This window comes from Pseudoalteromonas sp. MMG005 (assembly GCF_018101015.1).
GTDB lineage: Bacteria > Pseudomonadota > Gammaproteobacteria > Enterobacterales > Alteromonadaceae > Pseudoalteromonas > Pseudoalteromonas aurantia.
The window spans coordinates 203199-226098 of sequence record NZ_JAGJEK010000004.1 but is presented as its reverse complement, the minus strand read 5'-3'; the positions used below and the strand labels follow the sequence as shown (position 1 = coordinate 226098).

Annotated in this window: 16 protein-coding genes; 13 read left to right on the top strand and 3 right to left on the bottom strand. The window is 42.4% G+C overall.

What is annotated here, in order from left to right; all coding sequences use genetic code 11:
- A partial coding sequence (locus J8M01_RS05185) for an amino acid adenylation domain-containing protein (RefSeq protein ID WP_211057242.1) occupies nt 1-2107 on the top strand: 2107 nt, incomplete at its 5' end.
- Between the two features lie 61 nt (nt 2108-2168).
- Here J8M01_RS05185 and J8M01_RS05180 read toward each other — a convergent pair.
- Nucleotides 2169-3476 (bottom strand): ATP-binding protein, encoded by a 1308-nt coding sequence (locus tag J8M01_RS05180; RefSeq protein WP_211057249.1) that lies wholly within the window; start codon nt 3474-3476, stop codon nt 2169-2171.
- A 63-nt stretch (nt 3477-3539) separates the two neighbouring features.
- On the bottom strand, nt 3540-4943 hold the full coding sequence (locus J8M01_RS05175) for a sigma-54 dependent transcriptional regulator (RefSeq protein ID WP_211057241.1): 1404 nt from the start codon (nt 4941-4943) through the stop codon (nt 3540-3542).
- Nucleotides 4944-5191: 248 nt separating this feature from the next.
- Here J8M01_RS05175 and J8M01_RS05170 point away from each other — a divergent pair, with 248 nt between their 5' ends.
- From J8M01_RS05170 to glmS, 6 genes are all read left to right on the top strand, one after another.
- Entirely contained in the window at nt 5192-6451 is a 1260-nt protein-coding gene (locus J8M01_RS05170) for an HlyD family efflux transporter periplasmic adaptor subunit (protein WP_192509217.1), read from the top strand.
- Nucleotides 6452-6486: 35 nt separating this feature from the next.
- Nucleotides 6487-7188 (top strand): ABC transporter ATP-binding protein, encoded by a 702-nt coding sequence (locus J8M01_RS05165; RefSeq protein WP_211057240.1) that lies wholly within the window; start codon nt 6487-6489, stop codon nt 7186-7188.
- A gap of 82 nt (nt 7189-7270) precedes the next feature.
- Complete coding sequence (locus tag J8M01_RS05160) at nt 7271-9682, top strand: ABC transporter permease (protein WP_211057239.1); 2412 nt, start codon at nt 7271-7273, stop codon at nt 9680-9682.
- A 133-nt stretch (nt 9683-9815) separates the two neighbouring features.
- Entirely contained in the window at nt 9816-10112 is a 297-nt protein-coding gene (locus J8M01_RS05155; protein WP_211049377.1) for a DUF6482 family protein, read from the top strand.
- 288 nt (nt 10113-10400) lie between these two features.
- A complete protein-coding gene (locus J8M01_RS05150) occupies nt 10401-11168 on the top strand; it encodes a DeoR family transcriptional regulator (RefSeq protein ID WP_211057238.1) in 768 nt (255 codons plus the stop codon).
- 75 nt (nt 11169-11243) lie between these two features.
- The gene (gene glmS, locus J8M01_RS05145; protein WP_192509124.1) at nt 11244-13064 is read left to right on the top strand and encodes a glutamine--fructose-6-phosphate transaminase (isomerizing); all 1821 of its coding nucleotides are present in this window, start codon (nt 11244-11246) and stop codon (nt 13062-13064) included.
- Nucleotides 13065-13247: 183 nt separating this feature from the next.
- On the opposite strand, the gene J8M01_RS05140 is transcribed toward glmS, so the two are convergent.
- Entirely contained in the window at nt 13248-13463 is a 216-nt protein-coding gene (locus tag J8M01_RS05140) for a hypothetical protein (protein WP_211057237.1), read from the bottom strand.
- A 250-nt stretch (nt 13464-13713) separates the two neighbouring features.
- Here J8M01_RS05140 and J8M01_RS05135 point away from each other — a divergent pair, with 250 nt between their 5' ends.
- From J8M01_RS05135 to J8M01_RS05110, 6 genes are all read left to right on the top strand, one after another.
- Complete coding sequence (locus tag J8M01_RS05135) at nt 13714-14541, top strand: TnsA endonuclease C-terminal domain-containing protein (RefSeq protein WP_211057236.1); 828 nt, start codon at nt 13714-13716, stop codon at nt 14539-14541.
- Nucleotides 14525-16612 (top strand): Mu transposase C-terminal domain-containing protein, encoded by a 2088-nt coding sequence (locus J8M01_RS05130; protein ID WP_211057235.1) that lies wholly within the window; start codon nt 14525-14527, stop codon nt 16610-16612. The genes J8M01_RS05135 and J8M01_RS05130 overlap by 17 nt, the downstream gene beginning before the upstream one ends.
- Complete coding sequence (locus tag J8M01_RS05125) at nt 16609-18279, top strand: AAA family ATPase (RefSeq protein ID WP_211057234.1); 1671 nt, start codon at nt 16609-16611, stop codon at nt 18277-18279. Before J8M01_RS05130 ends, J8M01_RS05125 begins: the two co-directional genes overlap by 4 nt.
- A 1-nt stretch (nt 18280) precedes the next feature.
- A complete protein-coding gene (locus J8M01_RS05120; RefSeq protein ID WP_211057233.1) occupies nt 18281-19798 on the top strand; it encodes a TnsD family Tn7-like transposition protein in 1518 nt (505 codons plus the stop codon).
- Nucleotides 19785-21404, top strand: coding sequence for a Tn7-like element transposition protein TnsE (locus J8M01_RS05115; RefSeq protein WP_211057232.1), 1620 nt, complete (start codon nt 19785-19787; stop codon nt 21402-21404). The genes J8M01_RS05120 and J8M01_RS05115 overlap by 14 nt, the downstream gene beginning before the upstream one ends.
- 224 nt (nt 21405-21628) lie before the next feature.
- Entirely contained in the window at nt 21629-22900 is a 1272-nt protein-coding gene (locus J8M01_RS05110; RefSeq protein WP_211057231.1) for a DNA methyltransferase, read from the top strand.

Sequence of the window (22900 nt, the reverse complement as noted above, 5' to 3'; positions counted from 1 at the left end):
TGATAATTTAGATAAGGGAGCGTTGGGGCTATCGTCCAGTAATTTGGCGTATGTGATTTATACGTCGGGTTCAACAGGTAAGCCCAAAGGAGTGATGATCGAGCATCGTGCTTTAGCTAACTACCAAGAGCATATTCGCGAAACTTATCATGTCGATGATAATGATGCTGTGTTGCAGTTTTCAAATATTTGCTTTGATATCTTTGTTGAAGAGTTCTTTGGTACATTGTGTCAGGGAGCCCGATTAGTTATCAGTAATGACGAGTGCAGACAAGGATTACAAGAATTTATCAGTTTTTGCACGCAGAATACAGTCTCTGTAGTTAGTTTACCCACGGCATTTTGGGCGCAATTATTGGTTGATAAAGGGGTCTTTACAAACACATCTATAAGGTTAGTCATTGTTGGGGGTGAGGCATTAACACCATCCACAGTATCTCACCATTATCAAAAGCTGGGTCGTCATGTTCAACTCATGAATACATATGGCCCAACAGAGGCAACGATTACAGCGTCAACGTATTGTACGTCTGAAGCAGATGCAAAATGTAGCACGGTCTCTATCGGGCAACCAAATATTAACAATCAATTACTTATACTTGATTTGAATACTGAGCTTGTCCCTTTTGGTGCTGTTGGGGAGTTATATATTGGGGGGGATGGGTTGGCTCGAGGTTATTTAAATCGCGCAGAACTGACAACAGAGCAGTTTATTGAAAACCCCTATTTTAATGCTAATGATCCACATAGTTCACAACGAATATATCGCACGGGAGATTTGGTAAGGTATTTAGTCGACGGTACGTTAGAGTTCATTGGTCGTGCGGATGATCAAGTCAAAATTCGTGGATTTAGGGTTGAACTTGGTGAAGTCGAAGCACAATTAGTGCAGCAGCAACAAATTGAGTCAGCCCTAGTGATGACGAAAATGGTGGCCGGTGGTAAACAATTAGTCGCCTATATTCAGCCCTCGGAGCGACTTGAAACACAAGAACACATGTTATTTATGAAGCAAGTAAAGAGCGCTTTAACTGAGCAATTGCCAGAATATATGGTACCCAGTGTCTTGATGGTGGTGCATGAATGGCCGTTGACGCCAAACGGCAAGGTAGATAAACGGGCGCTGCCAACCCCCAAAGGTGCCACGCTACAAGGTGATTATGTTGCCCCACAAACACAGATCGAACTAGGGCTGGTTGAGATTTGGTCTGAATTATTAGGCATTGAAGCGGTGGGTATTAGCACCACGGCAAACTTTTTTGAAATAGGGGGTCACTCGTTATTAATGTTGCGTCTGTGCGCGCAAATGAAGCAGCGTTTTGGGGTTGAGATTTCACTTAATGATCTCTTTAGTACTGTGACCATTGAGGCTATGGCGCGATTATGTGATGGTAAATCATTGCAAGCTGACGGTGCATTAGTCCGAGCGATGTCGGACATTCAAGTGCACCGTAGATCGGTATTTTTAATACCCGGTGTTGCAAGCACTGAACATGATTTTGCTTGGTTAGCCTCGACGCTTGCATCGCATAATATTAATGTATATGGCTGTCCACATCGAGGCTTGCTCGATGGCTTACAGCCATTTAAAAGCCTCACTGAAAATGCAGAGCAGCTTGCTGAAGCGATTGCGGCAACCGTTAAGCCAAATATGGTGATTCAATTGGTAGGTCATTCATTTGGTGGAGTTCTGGCTTTAGAAGCGGCCAATATACTTCGTGGTAATGGTTTTCAAGTAGAGCTTACCTTTGTTGATGTTTATTTTGAGCAATCAATACAAATGGTTAAATCATACCATGTAACCCCAGTAGAGAATGAGTGTCATATAAAAGATGACCCTATTGATAGTGAGTTGTTAGATCGCGTTAATTTGTTGGCTCAAAGGCAAACAAATTGGTTTGATAATTATGTCCCGACTGTGGCGAGCGGTGTGGTATTAAGAGGTGCTTATGCTGGCGCATCACCTTATTGTTTACAAGCGTATAATGACTATATGGCACAACATAGTGCGAACAACATTGAATCAATCACGATAGATACTGATCACAAAGGGATATTGAAACAGGAGGAATTATCTCGCTTTATTGTAATAGGTTGTAATAAGTAACTAAATTTGCGTGCTCATTGAATCTAATGAGCACGCACGTTCTTTAATTGTGCCTTGCTCGTTAACCAAAAATACAGCGAAAGCAGGCGCCCCTTTCCCGTGTAACATAAACTAAATCCCCACCATGGTTGACCATAATCTGTCTTGATAAACTAAGGCCGATACCTGAACCTTGTTGTTTAGTTGTGAAAAATGGCACGAATATCATCTCTCTAACATGCTCGGCGACACCTAAACCAGAATCAGTAATTTCAACATATACTTGTTGAGCACTGTTTTGGTCCAAAGTGACCGTGATCAAACGCTCTTCACTTGAGGTTGATGAATTTTTTTCGGCAATTTTTATGGCCTCAATGGCATTTTTAAACAAATTGATCAGCACTTGTTCTATTTGCCCAAGGTCTAACATGATCAATTGCGACGTTTTGATACTAATTGAGCAAGTAATGTGATGTTGAGTAAGCTGACTATTGTGTAGTGAGACTATTTGCTCTAATAGCGGTTGTAGTTGTAATGGTGCAAGTGTTGGGCTGGGTAAACTACTCACATTTCTAAAGCGTTCAATAAACTCACCTAAGTGCTTGGTTCTCGATGCCAATGTATTTAGCGCCAAACTGAGATCTTGTTTATCTTCTTGGTCCGTAAATGTCAGTGAGTCTGGTATCAAGCTATGGCAGGTTTGAGCAATTGACGATAATGGGGTGATTGAGTTTGCTACTTCATGAGTTAGTACTTGCGTTAATCGCTTATAGGCTTGTTGCTCTTTTAGAAGCAACGCATCATGTATTGAGTGTAACGTAATAATCTTACGTATTTGTCCTTGTATTTCAGCAACACTTACTTGTATAGACAAGGTGTCTTGTTGCTCACCTTGTTGCCATTGTGCACTGCTACGAAGGCGTTTATTCGTTGCTAAAACAAGTTGGCCAAGATGTTGGAGTTGCGACAAATGGTTGGCCGATATACCCAATAGTTTAGCCGATGCTGGGTTAGATTCTATGATATTTCCCTGATCGTCACAGACCAAAACAGCTAAATCAACATGCACCAAAAGTGCTTGTAAAAACTGTGCTTGTTGTTCTGCACTAAAACGAGCGGATTGCATTTGTTTTTTAACTTTTTCAAAGTGTTGCCTCATAGGATCTTGCACGCCTAGCCCGAGTGTACTGTCACCATTTGCGAGTGCCTTTATTACATGACTTAAGCGTTTATTGTGCTTTTGAAATAATGAGAATATATATCCATTTAAAGATACGGCAACGAGTAAAATAAGTACCCATGTTGCAGAAAACCCATATTGTATATACAAGTAAGTTAACGCACTAGCACAGATGCATAGACCTGCAAGGTTTAGGGCTAAGATAAGCATGGAGTTGGAAGTTGTGTTGATCACGCTGAGAGTTCCTTTGGATGTGCCTTATTGAGAATGCGTTTATAAATCATACTTTTCTAAACGGCGATACATAGCACCGCGCGTTAAGCCTAATGCTTTTGCGGCATGACTGACGTTACCTTGATAGTGCTTTAATGCGGCATGAACTGCGCGTCGCTCTAAAATTTCTAAATCAAATGTATCGTATTCTGTAGTGGACTGCGATGTGTTTGCTTGAGGGCTTTCTAACGTCGGAGTTTGGCCCACGACAGTCCCTATATCTAGCGTATCCGCATCACTTAAAATTACGGCGCGCTCAATTGCATGCGCTAGTTCACGTACATTTCCCGGCCAAGGATACTGACAAAGTGCATCCATATCTGAAGCGTTAATGCTGAGTTCGCGTTTATATTTTTGCGCATAGTGTTTTAAATAATAATTTACCAGTAGAGGTATATCGTCTATGCGTTCTCTTAAAGGGGGGATCCGGATTTCTATCGTATTGATTCTATATAATAAATCTTGGCGAAATCTCTCTTCATTAACGGCATCAGTGAGATTATCATTGGTTGCACAGATCAAACGAATATCGACATCGATGGGCTTTGTACCACCGACCGGCGTCACTTGCCTATTTTGCAGGGCTGCTAAGAGTGTTGCTTGCTGCGCCAGAGGCAGGTTCCCCAGTTCATCTAAAAATAAGCTACCGCCATGGGCAAGCTCAAATCGACCAACTTTGTCTGTTTTGGCATCCGTAAATGCGCCTTTTTTATGACCAAATAATTCGCTCTCAAAAATATTGCCGGAAATAGCCCCCATATCGAGACTAATTAATGGATTTTCGTGACGTAAACTGGCTTGATGGATTGCTTGTGCTGCAAGTTCTTTTCCGGTGCCGCTCTCGCCACAAATCAATATATTTGCATCGGTTTGGGCGGCTTTTTGTATGGTAGAAAACACCTGTTGCATCGCGGCACTTTGGCCTAAAAAATCAAATGTGGCGCTTTTCTTACTTTGGCTCAGCGCTTGATTTAACCCTTGTGTTTGTCGTGTGAGTTTGTCTACTTTTTGCTTATCTTGTGCATGTGCGAATGCGGCAGCGACGGCGCCTAGCAACTGCTCGTTTTGCCAAGGCTTAGCGATAAAATCAGATGCGCCCGTTTTTATTGCGTCTACAGCAAGTTGAATATCGCTATAAGCTGTCATTAAAAGAACAACAATGCGAGGGTCTTGTGCGATGATTTTTTTTAGCCAATAAAACCCCTCTTTGCCACTGATTGCATCTTGGGTAAAGTTCATGTCTAGCAGAATAACTTCAATTGTGTGTGACTTGATAATGCCTTCAATGTCGAATGGGTTATCTGTTGTTTTTACAACTTGATAATGTTGTTTCAAAAGGAGTCGCGCTGCAATCAAAATATCCGGATTATCGTCAACAACTAAAATAGAGCCCGCTTGCTTCATGAATGATCCTGTTTTGTGTTTTTATGTGAGCTTAGCGTCATACTACTTGGTTTAAGTATGGGATGTCCATTTTTGGGCACTGGTGAATTGTCGTAGTGTTCTATTATCGGACACCTAATGAAGGATATTAAAATTTATTTCTGTAACTTATTGATATAATGCTTCTTTTATTTTGGCATGAAATTTGGATTACCTACTGCATATGCCGTTATCAGCGGTCAGTAACAAATATCAGCAGGAATTGAATGATGGATAAAAAAATAGAACGCTCAGGATTACAAAAGCATTTTAAAAAAGGGGCAATCGTTGCAGCCGTACTCAGTGTGACTGCTGTGGCTTATGGGTTTAGTCAAACGGGGTCTGAAGGGCGCAGTCAAAAAGTATCAAAGCAAAGTATTACGGTGAGTACTGTGCGCCAAGGCGCGTTTAAAGATGCATTAAGTTTAAGAGGTCAGGTGGTACCAAAAACAACTGTTTATCTTGATACGATAGCTGGAGGCCAAGTCGAGGAGCGATTGGTGGAGCAAGGTGAATTTGTGCAAAAAGGACAACCCTTGGTTCGTTTAAGCAATACGAATTTGCAATTAGATGTGATGGGTCGTGAAGCTCAGGTGACAGAGCAATTGAATTTTTTACGTAATACGCAAATGAATATGGAAACAAATCGATTGAATTTGCGTCGAGATATTCTTGAAATTGATTTGCAGATAAGTCACCTAGAGCGTCGATATAAACAGTCTAACTCCCTTGTTTCACAAGGTGTATTAGCCAAGGATGAACTCTCTGAGATCAAGGATGACCTCTCTTATTACAAGGCGCGTAAAGAACTGACGCTAGAGAGACAAAAGCAAGAAAACTCGATACGTGAAGTGCAAGTCGCACAGTTGGAGGACAGTGCTAAAATGCTGCAAAAAAACCTCCAGTTTGCGAGGAATAACCTAAACAATTTGTTGGTAAAGTCACCAGTCACAGGGTACTTAAGTGAGCTAGATGTCGAGATTGGCGAGTCAAAAAGCAGAGGCGCTCGCCTTGGTCAGGTCGATATTCCTAATGAATATAAGCTTGTGGTACGTTTAGATGAGTTTTACTTAAATCAAGTTCAACGAGATATGCCAGTGATGGTTCAGATTGACAACAAGATAGTAGAGGCTGGAGTGAGTAAAATAGACAGTCGTGTACAGCAATCACAGTTTCAAATTGAAGTAGATTTGCCAACTGGCACTGACAGTATCAAACGAGGTCAGAGCATCGAGGTTGAATTAATGTTAGGCGGCAATAAACAAGATGCCTTGTTACTTAATCGCGGTGCATTTTTTACCAGTACCGGCGGCAATTGGGCCTATGTATTTACCGAATCGGGTGATTCAGCTGTGCGACGCGACATTCGTATAGGTAAAAAAAATCAAGATTACTTTGAAGTGCTGGCCGGTTTAGAGGCAGGCGATAAGGTGATCACATCAAGCTACGGTAGTTTTGATAAAGCTGAACATCTGAACGTACAACAATAAAAATAGTGTAAGTGAACCGAATTAAGGACAGAAATATGATTACGTTAAATAATTTAAGCCGCGTTTTTAGAACGCAAGATGTTGAAACAACAGCACTCAATAGTATTAATTTAACGGTTGAAGAGGGCGACTTCTTAGCCATAATGGGGCCGTCAGGTTGCGGTAAATCAACGCTATTGTCTATTTTAGGCATGCTAGATTCTCCAACTGGAGGCCGCTTTGAGTTTGCGGGAACAGATATCGCCGGTTATAGCGAAAAACAATTAGCCGAACTACGTAAAGCGTCAATTGGATTTATCTTTCAAAGCTTTAACCTTATTGATGAATTGACCGTCTATGAGAATGTGGAGCTGCCTTTACAATATCAAAATATTTCTAAAGCGGAGAGAAAGCAAAGAGTCGAAGCTATTTTACAGCGCGTCGCGATTGACCATCGTGCAGACCATCTGCCACAACAACTTTCTGGCGGACAGCAACAACGTGTAGCGGTGGCACGTGCCTTGGTTATTAATCCTAAACTGATCCTTGCCGATGAGCCGACGGGTAACTTAGATTCGAAAAATGGCGAAGAAGTGATGACGATGCTGCGTGAATTGAACCGTGAAGGTACAACTGTGATTGTGGTGACTCACTCAGAAAAAGAAGGCACCTACGCAGACCGTTTAGTGCGTTTACTTGATGGTCAAGTGATACTCGATAAAGCGAATGAAGTTGTCACTGTATCAGGGGCTGCGTAGCAGTATATACGTTTTAGTATATATGAGTCTGTTGCCATTGCTTAGTAAGTCAAAGGCGCAGTATGAAGAAGGAAATTGAAAAATGATATTTAACTATTTTAAAACCGCGCTTCGGTCCATCAAGCAAGATACTCAACACTTTATGTTGAACTTACTGGGCTTTAGTATTGGTTTAGCGGCTGCCATTATGGTCGCATTGTTCGCGGCCTATGAATTATCATATGATAGTCAGCATCCAAATGCAGATCGCGTCTACCGCGTTCATACTGATTATCGCCCTTGGGGTCTACAGATGATAGCTGCGTCTGATTCAGATTTGGCGCTGGAAATGCTTAGTCACACGCAAGTGGAAGATGCGTTAATTTTAACAGATGCACATAGTCTCAGTTACTTTGCTGAACCAATGATCCTCGATGTAACGATTAAAGGTGAAACTGCTCGGTTGAGTAATGTGTTAGTTGCATCATCAAATTTACTGGATTTTATTAACTTAGAAGTACTTTTTGGTGATTTAAATAAAGCGCTAACGAGACCGGGTCAATTGGCGATTAGCCAAGCTGAATCGATTCGTTTATTTGGTAATGAGAACTCGGTAGGGCAAACCTTGTCATATGAACAAGGGCGATATGAAATTGCCGCTGTATTTGCTGACTTACCTGACAACACGCACTTTGTATTTGATACATTGGCTGCTATTCCAACGGTATTAAATAGCCCGATCCGTGGTTATGTATATTTACGTTTAGCTGAAGATGCCGATCCGGATTTAATCGTTGCTGATATGGTAGAAAATATGCGTGAAAAATCGACCGGCCGCCATAAACAACTTGGTTTGACTCTGAATAAACTTCAGGATCTACATTTCAATAGCAGTGGTCCATTTGAGATGAAGCAAGGTGGTTCATCATTGGTGATGCAAGTGTGTATTGCATTAACCGTTTTATTGTTGCTGATTGCCAGCGTGAACTTTATTAATTTAAATATCGCAGGTGCAGCAAAGCGCGCCAAAGAGGTTGGGGTAAGAAAAGCGCTTGGAGCGAGTAAACCACAACTTATTTCTCAATTTTTAACTGAATCCATGTTTGTCGTGATGATTGCAGCCCTTATTGCACTGGTGTTAGTTGAACTAATGATCCCGTCAGCAAATCAATTACTTGAGCGCAGCTTATCGTTAAGCTTCTCACCACTATTTTTAGTATTAGTGGCGGTTGTTGTGATATTAATTGGTCTGTTATCAGGCTTGTACCCAGCACTATTCATTTCGTCATTTAGCGCTAAGCGCGTATTGAGCGGTGACTTGCAACGAGGAAAAACAGCCATTTGGGTTCGCAAACTCACACTCGGGCTACAAGGTGGGTTATCTGTTGCCTTGATTGTCGCTGCTATCGTGGTATACAAACAAATGGCATTGATCGGTGATTTACCCGTTGGCTACAGCAAAACAGATAGAGTGATTATTAAAAACCTACCAACTGAAGCGATTTATCAAGCGAATGATAATCGTCTTATGAGCCAATTAAAAGCGTTAAATGGTGTTGAACAAGTTACACAGTCAAATACACTGTTAACACATGATATGACCTCAGAGTTATTTTTAGTTTGGCCTAATGGTGAGCGACTTAGAGGCACTCAACCATCAATTTCAACCGGGTTCCATGCAGCTGAGACTTTAGGCTTCGAACTTGTTGCCGGGCGAGATTTCTCACCACAATATGCGAGCGATTGGATGGCAACCGACGAGCAAGGCATTAGTTCATTCTCTGTTTTATTGTCTGAAAGTTTAGCTAAACAAGCGGGCTATGCTAATCCTGCAGAGCTGGTTGGACAAACACTGGCAACGCAAAGTGGCAGAGGCAAAGCAAAAGTCGTAGGTATCATCAAGGATGTGAAAATTGGCTCAGCACGACAGCAGCAGCTACCTGTTTCCGTTAATGTTGCAAGCGCTCAAGATCCATTGGCATCTATTGTGATTAAAGTAAGCCCAGGGGCTAACAAAGCGCGAATCATGGAAGAGGCGCAAAGAATTGTAATTAGAGAGTTGGCAATCACAGAGGTTGATATTAGCTTAATCGAAGATGACTACAAACGGGCACATATTAATGAACATCGGATGCAGCAGCTCGTGGTGATTTTTAGCGGCCTTGCGGTTATCTTGACTTGTATGGGTATTTTAGGGCTGGCATCTTTTGCGACGATACGTCGTCAAAAAGAAGTGGCAGTACGCAAAGTACTGGGCGCTTCTCGAATTAGCATCGTGAACTTACTGTCGAAAGAGTTTTTAGCCATTGTAGGCATTGGTGGTCTTATTGCGATTCCCTTGGTGTATTGGTTAATGGGAGACTGGTTAAATAACTTTAATGAACGGATTGACCAAGCAATTTGGATATATGGAGTTGCTACACTGAGTGTTGTTGCGATTACCTGGTTGACCGTTGCGAGCCTTGCATTCAAAGCGGCAAATACGCGTCCTTCGTTGATTTTACGATACGAATAAGCGTACTGACTTCCTACTAGAGGGCGCTTCGGCGCCTTTTTTCTTGCTTCAGGAAAATAAATTGAGCAAAAAGTGAGCGCTTTGTCACTTAGGCACGTTTTATTAACAGGTGAACAAAATAATTGGGTGATATATGCAAAGTAGGCAGTTAAAAAACCATTTTAAGCTACAGGATTTAAACGCGGTTATATTAAGCTATGCAGATTCTAATCACTATTTGGCGGGGGGACTTGATGGTAACGGCGAATATCACTTGTCGTCCGATAAAAAAGGCAACACCCTTACTTTCAATTCACTCAGAGAGGCGGAAGTACACCTTGTTGAGTTGGGGGCTACCAAGGCGACATTAGAAATGGAAACCGCGTATGATGAAATGGTGGGTACCGCAACAGCAGAGCACTGTAAAATTGAACTTGCTTTGTCACATTAAGGTGGATAACGGAATGAGTCATTGTGTTGTGTTGTCATGGTTATGGAAGAAACCGCGTATGATGAAATAGCGGGTAGTGCAACGGCAGGGTACTGTAAAATTGAACTTGCTTTGCCACATTAAGGTGGATGATGGAACGAGTCATTATGGTGTGTTGTCATGGTTATGGAAGAAAAAATGTGCTGTATGATGATGAAAAGAGCGGTAACCAAAAAGCAGGTATTGTAATTTACTAAGTTTCGTTTAAAATGCACCTAAATTTCGAACCGAAACTTAGGTGGTGTACTTATGACCAAACGAAACACCCAGCAGCGCCGCCACACCATACTGAACTTGGTAAATAGCCAAGGCGAGATCAGTGTGGAGGCACTCGCCTTGGAGTTTGAAACATCTGAGGTTACGATTCGAAAGGACTTAACTGCACTTGAAAAAAGCGGATTGTTATTACGCCGTTATGGTGGTGCAATTGCATTGCCACAAGAAATTGTTGCAAAAAGCAACGACAAACAGGATTCCCTTCGCAAATTGGCAATCGCCAAAGCTGCGGCCAATCTTATTAAAGACCATAACCGGATTATTATCGATAGCGGACGTACGACGGCGGCCATGATCCCAGAGCTAGGCAATAAGCGAGGGCTTGTGGTGATGACTAATGCAATTAATGTGGCTAAGCGTTTGCTTTCTTTAGAAAATGAACCAACCTTATTGATGACTGGTGGTACATGGGATCCGCACTCGGAATCATTTCAAGGGCAGGTGGCCGAGCAAGTATTACGTTCATATGATTTTGACCAACTCTTTATTGGTGCCGATGGCATTGATGTTGAAAGAGGTACCACAACATTCAACGAGCTAGTGGGCTTAAGCCAAGTGATGGCAGAGGCGGCACGTGAAGTGGTGGTGATGGTTGAGTCTGACAAAATCGGCCGAAGAATACCAAATTTAGAACTACCTTGGGATCAAGTCACCACTTTAATCACCGACAACAACTTGGCGGAAAAAGACTGCCAAGTGATTAAGGCGTGTGGCGTGCAACTGATCTGTGTCGAGGTGTAAATCATGCGCTGTCATACATTAACATTGGCAGTGCATTTAACATCACACTAGCGTGCAAAATTAAATGGAGAGAGTATGTGTGGCATTGTTGGGGCTGTTGCTGAACGCCCAGTAAATAGAATTTTAATTGAAGGCTTAAAGCGCCTTGAATATCGTGGTTATGACTCTGCAGGCGTAGCATTAAGCACTGCGGGCGTATTAAACACTGTAAAAGCGGTGGGTAAGGTGGTAAACCTTGAAAGTGCTTTACGAGATGCGAACGTAAAAGGTACTACGGGCATTGCACATACGCGTTGGGCTACGCATGGTGGCGTGACAGAGGCTAATGCCCACCCGCATATTTCCAATGATGAAATTGCATTGGTACACAATGGTATTATTGAAAACCATGCGCCATTGCGTGCGGCATTAAAAGGCGATGGTTACGAGTTTCTATCAGAGACGGATACCGAGGTGATGGTGCACTTAATCCATCAACTGCGCCAGCAACACGATAGTTTGTTAGATGCGGTACGTGCGGCCGTGAAACAGCTGGAAGGTGCGTATGGCACCGTAGTATTTGACAAAGCAAATGATAATGAAATGATTGTTGCGCGCTCAGGTAGTCCACTGGTGATTGGTCTTGGCCTGGGTGAAAATTTCATCGCATCTGACCAACTGGCTTTACTGCCGGTGACGCGCAGCTTTATCTTTTTAGAAGAAGGTGATGTAGCACGTATTACCCGTGATACTGTGGAAATCTTTGATAGTCTTGGCAACGTGGTTGAACGAGATGTGGTTGAATCAAACATTACCCAAGATGCGTCAGGTAAAGGTGATTACCGTCACTACATGCTGAAAGAAATTTATGAGCAGCCATTGGCAGTGCGTAACACGCTTGAAGGACGTATTGAAAATGACCGTGTGACAGTTGATGCGTTTGGCGCCAGTGCTCAACAAATCTTTAAAGATGTAAAACACGTACAAATTATTGCTTGTGGTACCTCTTATCACTCGGGGATGGTGGCGCGCTATTGGCTTGAACAATTTGCCGGTGTGAGCTGTAATGTAGAGATTGCTTCTGAGTTTCGTTACCGTCAATCGTTCGTGCACGAAAATAGCCTGTTAGTGACAATTTCACAATCAGGTGAAACCGCAGATACGTTGGCTGCGTTGCGTTTAGCCAAAGAGCAAGGTTACATGGGGTCAATGACGATTTGTAACGTACCTGGTTCCTCATTGGTGCGTGAATCTGACTTAGCCTTTATGACCAAAGCTGGCGCCGAAATTGGGGTTGCCTCTACCAAAGCATTCACCACACAACTGGTCGGCTTATTGATGTTAACTGCATCGATAGCGCAAGAGAAAGGCCGAGATCAAAGTGAAATTATCAATGCGATAAAAACCCTACCAAACAAGCTTGAAGAAGCGTTGACACTGGCAGGAGACATTGAAGCATTAGCCGAAGAGTTTGCCGATAAACACCATTCACTCTTCTTAGGTCGTGGGTCGCAATACCCGATTGCGATGGAAGGTGCATTAAAACTTAAAGAGATCTCTTATATTCATGCTGAAGCATACGCGGCAGGTGAATTAAAGCATGGTCCATTGGCTTTAATTGATGCGGATATGCCTATTATTGTGGTGGCACCCAACAACGAGTTGCTTGAAAAGCTAAAATCGAATGTTGAAGAAGTGCGTGCTCGTGGTGGTATTATCTACGTATTCGCTGATAAAGACACTGCGTTTGAATCAGACGATACCATGCGGGTTATTAATGTAAACCACGTAGAAGATGCGATTGCACCCGTTGTATATACAATCCCATTACAGCTACTATCGTACTATGTCGCGGTCATTAAAGGCACCGATGTTGACCAGCCGAGAAACTTGGCTAAATCGGTTACAGTAGAATAAGAAAAGGCGCGAAAGCGCCTTTTTTGTGACTTAGGAATAAAGTTTCATCCCAAGTATTAAAGTATCATCCTAAGTAATAAAGTTTCATACTAACCTCAATGAAAAGCTGGCTACTTTAGTCGGCTTTGAATCAATTATTTACTTTTGAATTTCTTAAAAAGAGCCTCTGATTTTAAGTTAAAACTATTTGGGATCATCAAGGTGGACTTTGTCAGCTTGTACAAAGGGCTTAAATTCATCGTGTGTAATAACAGTTTTATTCAGAGCATTCTTGGCGGTCACCTGAGTATTAGTTCTTAAGTACGCTCGGTTATCATTAGATTCAGATTTACTTACTAACCCTAAGTGATAATTCATTTCATGGTCTTGGCTAAAATTTACAAAATCCCAATCGTTCATTGGTGTATCCTTAATCTGATTTGAGTACGATATTGCACATAAAATATACTTGGGACAGTGTGCTGTCATTTCAAGATATCGATTTAGGTACATTAACGATATTTTGATCACGTTTCTCGTGTACTTACTTCTCAAGTAGCACTAGTAGCAGTTCAAAAAGCAGTTTCTTAATGGATATCTAAATCAATAAATTTGCATCACTCCTTCACTCTAGCTATGCTGAAATTTCAATCAGTTATAGCGGTATATTATGTCTAGGAAGATTGGCCACACAGAGGCGCAATATCGTAAGTGGATTAAAGAAGGGCGTGGTACTGGCGAGTATCGGGATTACAAACCGTGGTTAACGGTTTATGATGCGCCGTCCGATGGTCGTGTTCATCGAGTCTTTGGTTATAAATCAAAACGCACTCATCATTTATTATCCGATCTTGAACTATCGATGTTCTATTTGCTCGAGTGGCGGCAGGATGTGCTGCAAGTTAAAGAGCAGTTTCCGCTTGAGCGTGAGATAACACAAGAGTTAGCTGAATCCGCAGGCATCAAACACCCAAATGTTCGAGGTGTTGACCAATACCTATCAAGTGACTTTCTTATTGAAACAACCTCGCGAGATTTGCCCTCTTTTGCGCTACAAGCCAAATATGTCAGCGCTTTTGAAGAACAACGAAAAATAGAAATACTCGAGCTTGAGAAACGTTTTTGGCATGAAAAGCAGATCCCGTGGCAAATAGTCACTGAGCAAGAGATCCCAAAAGTTGTTAAAGCGAATGTTGAGTGGATTTACCCATTACAAGGTGAACATGAAGAAGCACCATACTCAGCCATTGAACAAGCCAGATTTTACGCTGATTACTTTGCAAAGCACCCCACTAAAACCCTTATAAACGCCTGCAAAGAGATAGATACCGCCTATGGACTAGACTTAGGAGAGTCGTTATTTGAGATAAGAGCTTTGCTGGCTGACAGGTACTTTACTTTTGATATTTTTACGCCAGTACAAAAGCTGCAAGTTGGTCATCTTAAACTAGGTAACGTTGAACAAATTCAGGAGGTGTTTCGTGTTTCAAATCAATGAAGTATTGCAATACGAACAAACCTTGTATCGCATTTTAATGGTATTTGATTATTACGTGCTTTGGATAAAAGTGCACGATGACAAAGCCTTTCCTGAGCTTGTTGAAATAACTGAGTTAGGACAGGGCTTTCAAGATGAAGTGCTCAAACGTGTAGCCGACCCATATAGCGATATTGCTACCGTAATACCAGAAGCTGGCTCTACCGCTCAGTTAAAACGTGATGAAAACAATGCTGCAATCAAGCCATTGGTAGAGCTTGAAAACTGCTATGAACCGAAAGCGCGTGGCAAAGTGGTTAACCAAATAATGGTTGAGACAGGTAAAACCAAACAGTCTATTTATCGTTTTGCTCGCAGATACTGGCAACGCGGCCAGATCCCCAATGCGTTATTACCCGATTATAAAAACTCAGGTGCTAAGGGCCAAAAGCGCCGAGCTACAACAACAAAGTTGGGGCGACCTCGCAAGTATATGCCAGGCACTGGTGCGCTAATTGACGACTTTACTGAAAAGCTATTTCGAATAGCCATTGAACGACACATATTAACAGACAAAGGCAAGTCATTTAGTTATGCACACAACCGTTTAAAAGATATTTATAGTCAGTACTTTCCAGAATTACCTGAAGAAGAGTTACCGACCTATTGGCAAATGGATCATTTCTACAAACGTGAATATCGCCAAGTAGACAAAATTGAAGCGCAGGCGGGTGAGATAAAACGAAAAAAAGATATTCGACCACTAACTGGTACCGCCGCCGCAGATGTTTTGGGCCCAGGTATGCGGTATGAAATTGATGCCACAATCGCAGATATTTATTTGGTGTCGGACACACAAAGAAGCAATATCGTTGGTCGCCCAATTGTTTATATGGTTATTGACGTATTTAGCCGTATGGTGGCAGGGTTTTATATTGGTTTTGAAAATCCCTCCTATGCAGCAGCAATTCAAGCATTACATATGGCGTCTACCGATAAATCACAGTATTGCCGTCAGTTTGGTTTTGACGTAACCCCTCAACAATGGCCAAGTATTGGTTTACCTTCTGCGTTGTTGGCGGACAGAGGCGAGTTGATGGGTCATCAAATTGAATGTATGGAAAAAGGATTTGGGGTTCGCGTTGAAAATACCCCTCCATTTAGGAGCGAGGCGAAAGGGATTGTTGAGCGTTCATTCCATACTTTTCAGGCTGCGTTCAAACCGTTTGCACCAGGTGTGGTCACTGGTACTAAGATCAAAAAGCAAGGTGACAGAGATTATCGCTTGGATGCCAAGCTGACTATTCAAGAATTTACTCGCATTATTTTAGCTGCAGTGCTTTACCACAACCAGTATCACGTAATTGAAAGCTATGACAAAGCGGCTGATATGCCAACCGACCTACCAAACAACCCTTTGGCACTATGGAATTGGGGTTTGCAGCATCGCACAGGCCGATTGAAAAAACCTGAGGCTGAGCTGCTTCGTGTTGCATTGATGCCGCGTACACGCGCAACTATATCTGAATTAGGCGCTTGTGTTTTTGGTGTGTATTACACCAGCTCAGAGCTGTTACAGCTTGGTTGGATGCATCGAGGTAAAGAAGTGAAGCGCCCTAAAAGCGTGGAAGTTGCCTATGACTTAGCAACGGCAGATCACATCTACATTTATCACGGGCCTAACAGCAATGACTATTTTGTATGCCAGTTGGCAACACGCTCACGGCAGTTTTCAGGCGCGAGCTTTTGGGATGTGTGGCAGCAAAATGATGAGTTAAAACAGACTCATGCTGATGCAAAATTAGTAGCCGATGAGCAAAAGCGAGCCTTGGAGCGACAAGTGATAGAGGTGGTTAAGCAGGCTGAAAAGGCCGCGCCAAAACATATTGGTTTGTCGGATGCGGAGCGTATTCGCAATATCCGTGATAATCGAGCTGATGAAAAGGCCAAAGAACGCAAAACACGAGCTTATAAGCCAGTTGAGATTGATACCAGTAAATCAGCGCAAGTGCATTATCTCTCTGAGCCTGATGAGGGTTTGGACTTTCCTGACTTTTCAGATCAGCTGTTTAAGGAGGATGACGACGCATGACTTTGCCTTCTAACATCTTCCGTGCGGTGTATCAGGAATCTGAGATCGAGCGTTACAAAGGCAACCCGTTTATTGAAGCACTGCCAAGAGTGAGTAAAATAGAAGAGCTGAAAACTAAGCTGGAGGGTAAAGTAAAATACAGCCCAGCGGCAGGTTATTTAGACGCAAGGCAGCGTGCTCACGAGTTATGTGGTTTGCTTGATGACTTTTTTCAACCGCTTTCGATGCATGTGGCGCTTGAGGAAAAAATAGCGCTGATGATCCGCGGCGGCTATGTAGCCAGAAATATTGCAACTGGCCAGCTACAGCAACACTTGCAAAACGGTTACGAGCGCTTGATGACGGGCGATATAAGCAGTTTTCGTTTTGCCGAAGCGCCCTCTACGGCACGTTGCTTGTCACTTATCGGTTGCTCTGGGTGTGGTAAAAGCTCCAGCGTGCTAAGAATATTAGCCACCTACCCACAAGCGATTTATCACGAAAAATATAATACGTACCAGCTTACCTATTTGCGTATCGAATGCCCCGTGGATGGGTCATTAAAAAGCCTATGTTTAAATTTCTTTCAAGAGGTTGATAAGCATCTAAATACTAAACTCACAGAAAGGTATTGCTATAAGCGGCATAGTCCCGAAGTGCTTTTAGCATTTATGGGACAAGTCGCCAATCAATATGCTATAGGCGTGTTAGTGATTGATGAAGTTCAAAGGTTGGCTCGAAAGCAAAAAGAAGGGCAAGAACGCATGCTCGAGTTTTTTGTCGCCTTGGTGAATATTATTGGTGTGCCGGTGATTTTAGTGGGTACTCCCAAAGCAAGGCCCATATTCGAACTAGAGTTGCAGTCTGCAAGGCGCAGTACTGGCATTGGCTCTATGGTGTGGGAGCCCCTGCCACAGCACAAAAATCGAATCGATAAAGCAACAGGTAAACCAAAGCCAACAGAGTGGCGGTTGTTGACAGACAAGCTGTGGCAATACCAGTGGCTTATTCACCGCGATGAACCGCTCACCGAAGAGATCCGCAATACTTGGTTTGAGCTGTCTCAAGGTGTGTTAGATATTGTGGTTAAGCTATTTGTGCTTGCACAATTACGTGCCATTATTACTGGCGTTGAACGGCTATCTTCAAAACTATTTATAAAGGTATATGAGTCTGAATTGCAGCCGATCCATCCCATGATTGAAGCGCTCAAGTCTGGTAAAGCAAGGAGCATCGCCAAGTATTCAGACTTACAATACAAAGAGATTGATAAGCGGTTGTTGGAGCTTAGCCAACAGATCTCCGAAGTTGCCGCTGCTAAGTCAGACACACTCCCTTTTGCGAGCGACTCAGAGGCCATGAGGCTTTATAACCTCTTGCTAGGCATGGGGTGTGAATCAGAGTTATTGGTACCATTAGTGCAAAAAGCCATTAAAGATCATCCAAACCTACAGGTAAGAGGGCTTATTCCACTCGTTCTTGAATGGTATGAGCAAGCACCAGATGAAGTGGGGGAGCCCAAAGAAAAGCCAGTACTCATCAAGCTAAAAGACTGGCATACACTGCCGAGTGACGATTTACGTTTTGGCTATTCTCAACACAAAAAGCAATCGAGTGAGCTTTACCAATACTACAAACAACAAGGAAAGGTTTTTGATATGACCGCCTGGCTTAAACAAAGCGTGTAGCATGGCCTATTTACCCGTACCTTACCCTGATGAGCTGCTGTATAGCGTCATCGCAAGGTACGGCGTACATGCAGGTATCACGTCACCCAAGCAATTGCTTGATGAGGTATTCCAAAATCGTCAAATAATCGCCTCAGTAGCCTTTCAAGGGCATTTATCGCAGATCTCCGCTCATTATCAAGGTAACGCTAATTTAACGCCATACAAGCTATTGCAGGGGCATACGCTTTTTCCGTTGTACTCTCCTTTTGTGCACCCGAACATTGCAGCTCAAGCTAAACATGAGTTGCTGACTGATTGCAGGCACTCGGCAGAAGTACAGCTAGGCAAAGCCGCATCTAAAGTTAAAAGCCCACACTACCTGCGTTACTGCCCATTGTGCGTAACAGCGCAGATAGAACAGTGTGGAGAACCTTTTTGGGCACGGCGCTGGCAACTGCCAGGTCTATCTGTTTGCGCGGAACATGGCATGCAGTTAATCAACAGCCCGGTATTGATCAGCGAGGCACATAGGCAGCAATTTATTGCGCTAAGCCCTCATGTGCTTTTGCATTCAATTCCAAATCAAACAAACCACAAAATCACACTACTAGCGGAATATGCGCAGCAGTTACTGGACTTGTCTGATTGCCATATACATCCGTTGCAATGGCGTTATTTTTATCATCACTTGGCTTATCAGCTGGGGTTTGTTAGGGGTAAACATATTGAACATGAGCTGATCGCACAATTGGTTTTAGGGTATTGGGGCAGCCATACCCTTGCAAGTTTTGGGCTCGATATAAACAAGACAGAAGACACTAACTGGTTGAAGTGTTTGTTTAGAAAGCACAGAAAATCATTTAGCTACCTTCAGCACCTATTGGTGTGGCAAGCGTGTTATGAACAGCAGTTGGATATAGCGAACATACTCAGTACTGCATCAGCATTGCCGCACACCCCATACGATGAAATGCCATCGAGCACTGAGCCCGTGGTTGTTGACCAAACTCGTCGCGCACAGTGGCAACAAGCTGTGGCTAAGTTTGGCGTTAAAGGTGCGAGGCAAAACGGTTTTGCTCACCTTTACACATGGTTATATCGGCATGATAAACAATGGTTGATGCAATTTAATCAAGGCTCAGTCAAGCCAAAAATTGCAAAAGTAGGCAGAGTTGACTGGTCAAAAAGAGATAAAAAGTATGTAAAGCAACTTATTTCATTAATTAATAAAGCAGAAACTCAGCTTGGCTCAAGCCGCCGAACGGTAACTTGGCTAGTTACTCATGCACACATCCCTTTGTCTCAGATCAAACACTTAGAAAAGTTACCGTTATGTAAATTGTTTTTTAATAAATATTGTGAAACTATAGAGGAACACCAATGCCGTCGTATCGCTGTGGCATGTATTCGTTGTATTGCAAAACATCAAATACTCAGAACTTGGCGAATTGAACGTATGGCAGGGCTAAACGAGAAAAGGACCCGACCACTCGCGTCGCAATTGCTAGGATTTGCAGTAAAGTATGAACCAAGTTGATAGATTTAAAACACTACCAGACAACGCCAGAATACAGGCGATAGGCAATCTGTTTAAATACAATAACCGCAAAACGTGGGATATTGGCCTTCGTTTTAAGCAGTCCACTCGCAAGGCCCTTAAGTTTAGCCAGCTACCCTATTTAAGCCGACAAGTCGTACTAAACCAAACAGTTGATGCCATCCCTCCAGGCTTCCCGATTAAATTTGCTTTACCCGATCGTGCATTTTGGCAAACTGCCACGGTGGGCGACAGCGGCTTAGTGACGTATAAGCTGAGCGAAGAGCAATCGCAAAAATGCTTTGTGTTTGAAAGTGCAGGCAAAACCATTTATTTACCACAGTTGGAGCTGGCCAGAGCCTTATTTTTTACAAACAACTATCTGGCAAACGCCGCATTAATTAACAGTGCACTCGACTTAGAGTTTTACGTTGACCACCACCCAAACAACGATGATAGAGAGTTTCCTTTAGATCTCGTGATCAACGCCTTACCGACAACACAGTGCCCAAAAGTACTGTTTGATAATGAAGGGTTTAGACATCAAATTGCTTGGTTATTGTTAAACAGTGACATTAAAAATGCATTTAACAGTATTTATCAGTATTTTTCGCAAGAGCGAGTTACCGCACCTAATGTCCAACGTTGGACGTTTCGATTTGACCCGCCTCAGCTCAAGGGTGTAAAAGTCGCCGCAAGAGGCTGGAAGTCACGTGATGAAAGGACTTGGTTTATCAACCGAATAGAATTATTGGATGGTTTGTTCTTCCCTGATATTTCGGATATAGGCTTTTCACATCCAAGCGCTACCGAAAACAAACCAAGCTCAGGCAAAGGAAAAGGCGGTACCTATCCACAGTTGCCTACACAGCGAGAAATTGATGACAACAGTGATGGCAGCGAAAATAATGAGTCTGCATTGATATTCTGTGATGCGACACAGCGAATATACAACAGAGTCCCACGCACTCGTAAAGTTTACGCAAAAGCCCGAAATAGCTCTTCTGGTAAAGAAGATGAAGACAAACCCAGCACCATACCTCCAAACGTAAGCACCGATGACCCGAACTCCCGTGGCGATATGCCCAGAGCAGCGGTCGATGGCCTAGATGACCAAACCGACAACGCTCACTTATATCTCAATAAATTCGATAGCTTCTTCAAAATGCTGGAGATATTAGAACAAGAACATGGTGTTAAACAAAATAAGCCCATCGTTCGTAAGCTGCCAGAAGTGGGGCGCAGTGAGAGTCACCTTATGGTAGATGGTTCGCCTAGATGTATGGCTATTGTAATGATTGAACATCAAAACGAAGGTTATTTCTTATTAGAGGTGGATACCTCAGATGGCAAAGCTTCTATTGCCACCAAAGTCATCTCAGTGCGAGCATTAGAGCCAAAAGGCAAGTTACGAGACTTTATACCTGAGATAGAAAGAAGATTGCTCAGCAACCAATTCAGTTGGCCAAAGAAATATTTTGATGCGCTGGTCGGTGAAGGCAATCACAAAAGTGTGTCGCATCAACCTTCAAAGAATGAAGGTAGATTGAGTGAGGAAGATGTGAATAGGTGGGCTGAGCGTATGCTCTCATCCACAATAAAGTGAGATATTCGATAGCATAGCCTTGCTTTAAGGTTTCATAATTCTCAATATGCCAATAAAGTTACAAGTTTTTGAAAATAAAGTGCTTTTATTGTGGGTTAATTTTAAAACAACCTGGAGTGATAGGATGAATGCTGATATAATAAACTCATATGGTATTGACAAATTGGATTTATGAAATGTTAGACAGTGATAAAGGGCTACTCAATCGGATTGAGGAGTACTCAATGGAAGATAAAGCTTACTGGTCTTTTAAAGGTCGTTCAAAAAGGCATCATTGTCATAGTCTATTGCAATATCCTGCAATGATGGTTCCTGAGATGCAAGGGGAGCTAATTGATGCTGTACTTGCTGAAGATCGAAACGTAAAGAGAGTTTTTGATCCCTTTGTGGGGTCAGGCACTACATTAGGAGAAGCTATGTGTAGAGGCCTTGATTTTCTTGGTATAGATATTAATCCGCTGGCAATTCTCGCGTGTGAGGTCAAAAGTGGACCGTTATATATAAAAAGACTGCATGAAAAGTTTGAAGGACTTCTAAACTCGATAAAAAATGATACATCTACTGAGGTTGCTGTCGAATTTGATGGTATTGATAAGTGGTTTTTAGTTGACATTCAAATAGAGCTTAGTGCTATTTATCGGGCTATAAAAGCAGAGCCATCCAAATGGGCTAGAAAGATATTTTGGCTTGCAATGGCTAGTACTGTTAGGGCTGTATGCAATTCTAGAAGTTCTACCTATAAGCTTCATATTAAATCAGATGAACAGATGGAATCTATAACATCTGCAATAGAGGTGTTTGAGAAAAAAGCAAGTAAGAACATTGAGGGGTTAGCTGAACAAAAGAAAGTATTGAGTGACAATGAAGTACTCAAAACTTCAGTCTCAGTCAGTAATGTCTTAATCAAAAATGTTGATACTGCCGGCGAATTAAAAAGTTCAACTTTGTGTGATTTATTGGTTAGTTCCCCTCCCTATGGAGATAACCAAACCACTGTTACATATGGACAGTTTTCATACCTTCCTTTGAAATGGATTGACCTCGAGGACATCGATAACTTGACCCAGAAGGGTTTACTCGCCCATCAAAGTGCTATTGATTCCATGAGCTTGGGTGGCTCGAGAAAAGACTCAAAAGACAAATTTGAGGTGATTAAAAGTCGTTCATCATCTTTGGTAGAGTGTGTTGAAAAAATCGAACGGGTTAATCCAGAGAATATAAAAAAATTAATCGCGTTTATATTTGACCTTGATAAGGCATTAATAAACTCTTTGGAATTTCTTAGGAAAGATGCCTATATGATTTGGACGCTTGGAAATCGCAGAATTTCTAATATTGAGGTACCGCTAGACAAAATAATGAGAGAACTCTTAGAGTTTCATGGATGTCATTTTGTACACGAGTTGGAACGCGAAATTCCATCTAAAAGAATGGCGAAGAGAAATAAAATTGCGTCGACTATGGGTAAAGAGTCAATTTTGATTATGAGGAAATAA

Coding starts and splice junctions, on each gene's coding strand:
- J8M01_RS05160 (WP_211057239.1), top strand. CDS start 7,271: ATGATATTTAACTATTTTAAAACCGCGCTTCGGTCCATCAAGCAAGAT.
- J8M01_RS05135 (WP_211057236.1), top strand. CDS start 13,714: ATGTCTAGGAAGATTGGCCACACAGAGGCGCAATATCGTAAGTGGATT.
- J8M01_RS05140 (WP_211057237.1), bottom strand. CDS start 13,463: ATGAACGATTGGGATTTTGTAAATTTTAGCCAAGACCATGAAATGAAT.
- glmS (WP_192509124.1), top strand. CDS start 11,244: ATGTGTGGCATTGTTGGGGCTGTTGCTGAACGCCCAGTAAATAGAATT.
- J8M01_RS05110 (WP_211057231.1), top strand. CDS start 21,629: ATGGAAGATAAAGCTTACTGGTCTTTTAAAGGTCGTTCAAAAAGGCAT.
- J8M01_RS05170 (WP_192509217.1), top strand. CDS start 5,192: ATGGATAAAAAAATAGAACGCTCAGGATTACAAAAGCATTTTAAAAAA.
- J8M01_RS05175 (WP_211057241.1), bottom strand. CDS start 4,943: ATGAAGCAAGCGGGCTCTATTTTAGTTGTTGACGATAATCCGGATATT.
- J8M01_RS05165 (WP_211057240.1), top strand. CDS start 6,487: ATGATTACGTTAAATAATTTAAGCCGCGTTTTTAGAACGCAAGATGTT.
- J8M01_RS05115 (WP_211057232.1), top strand. CDS start 19,785: ATGAACCAAGTTGATAGATTTAAAACACTACCAGACAACGCCAGAATA.
- J8M01_RS05155 (WP_211049377.1), top strand. CDS start 9,816: ATGCAAAGTAGGCAGTTAAAAAACCATTTTAAGCTACAGGATTTAAAC.
- J8M01_RS05125 (WP_211057234.1), top strand. CDS start 16,609: ATGACTTTGCCTTCTAACATCTTCCGTGCGGTGTATCAGGAATCTGAG.
- J8M01_RS05150 (WP_211057238.1), top strand. CDS start 10,401: ATGACCAAACGAAACACCCAGCAGCGCCGCCACACCATACTGAACTTG.
- J8M01_RS05180 (WP_211057249.1), bottom strand. CDS start 3,476: ATGCTTATCTTAGCCCTAAACCTTGCAGGTCTATGCATCTGTGCTAGT.
- J8M01_RS05120 (WP_211057233.1), top strand. CDS start 18,281: ATGGCCTATTTACCCGTACCTTACCCTGATGAGCTGCTGTATAGCGTC.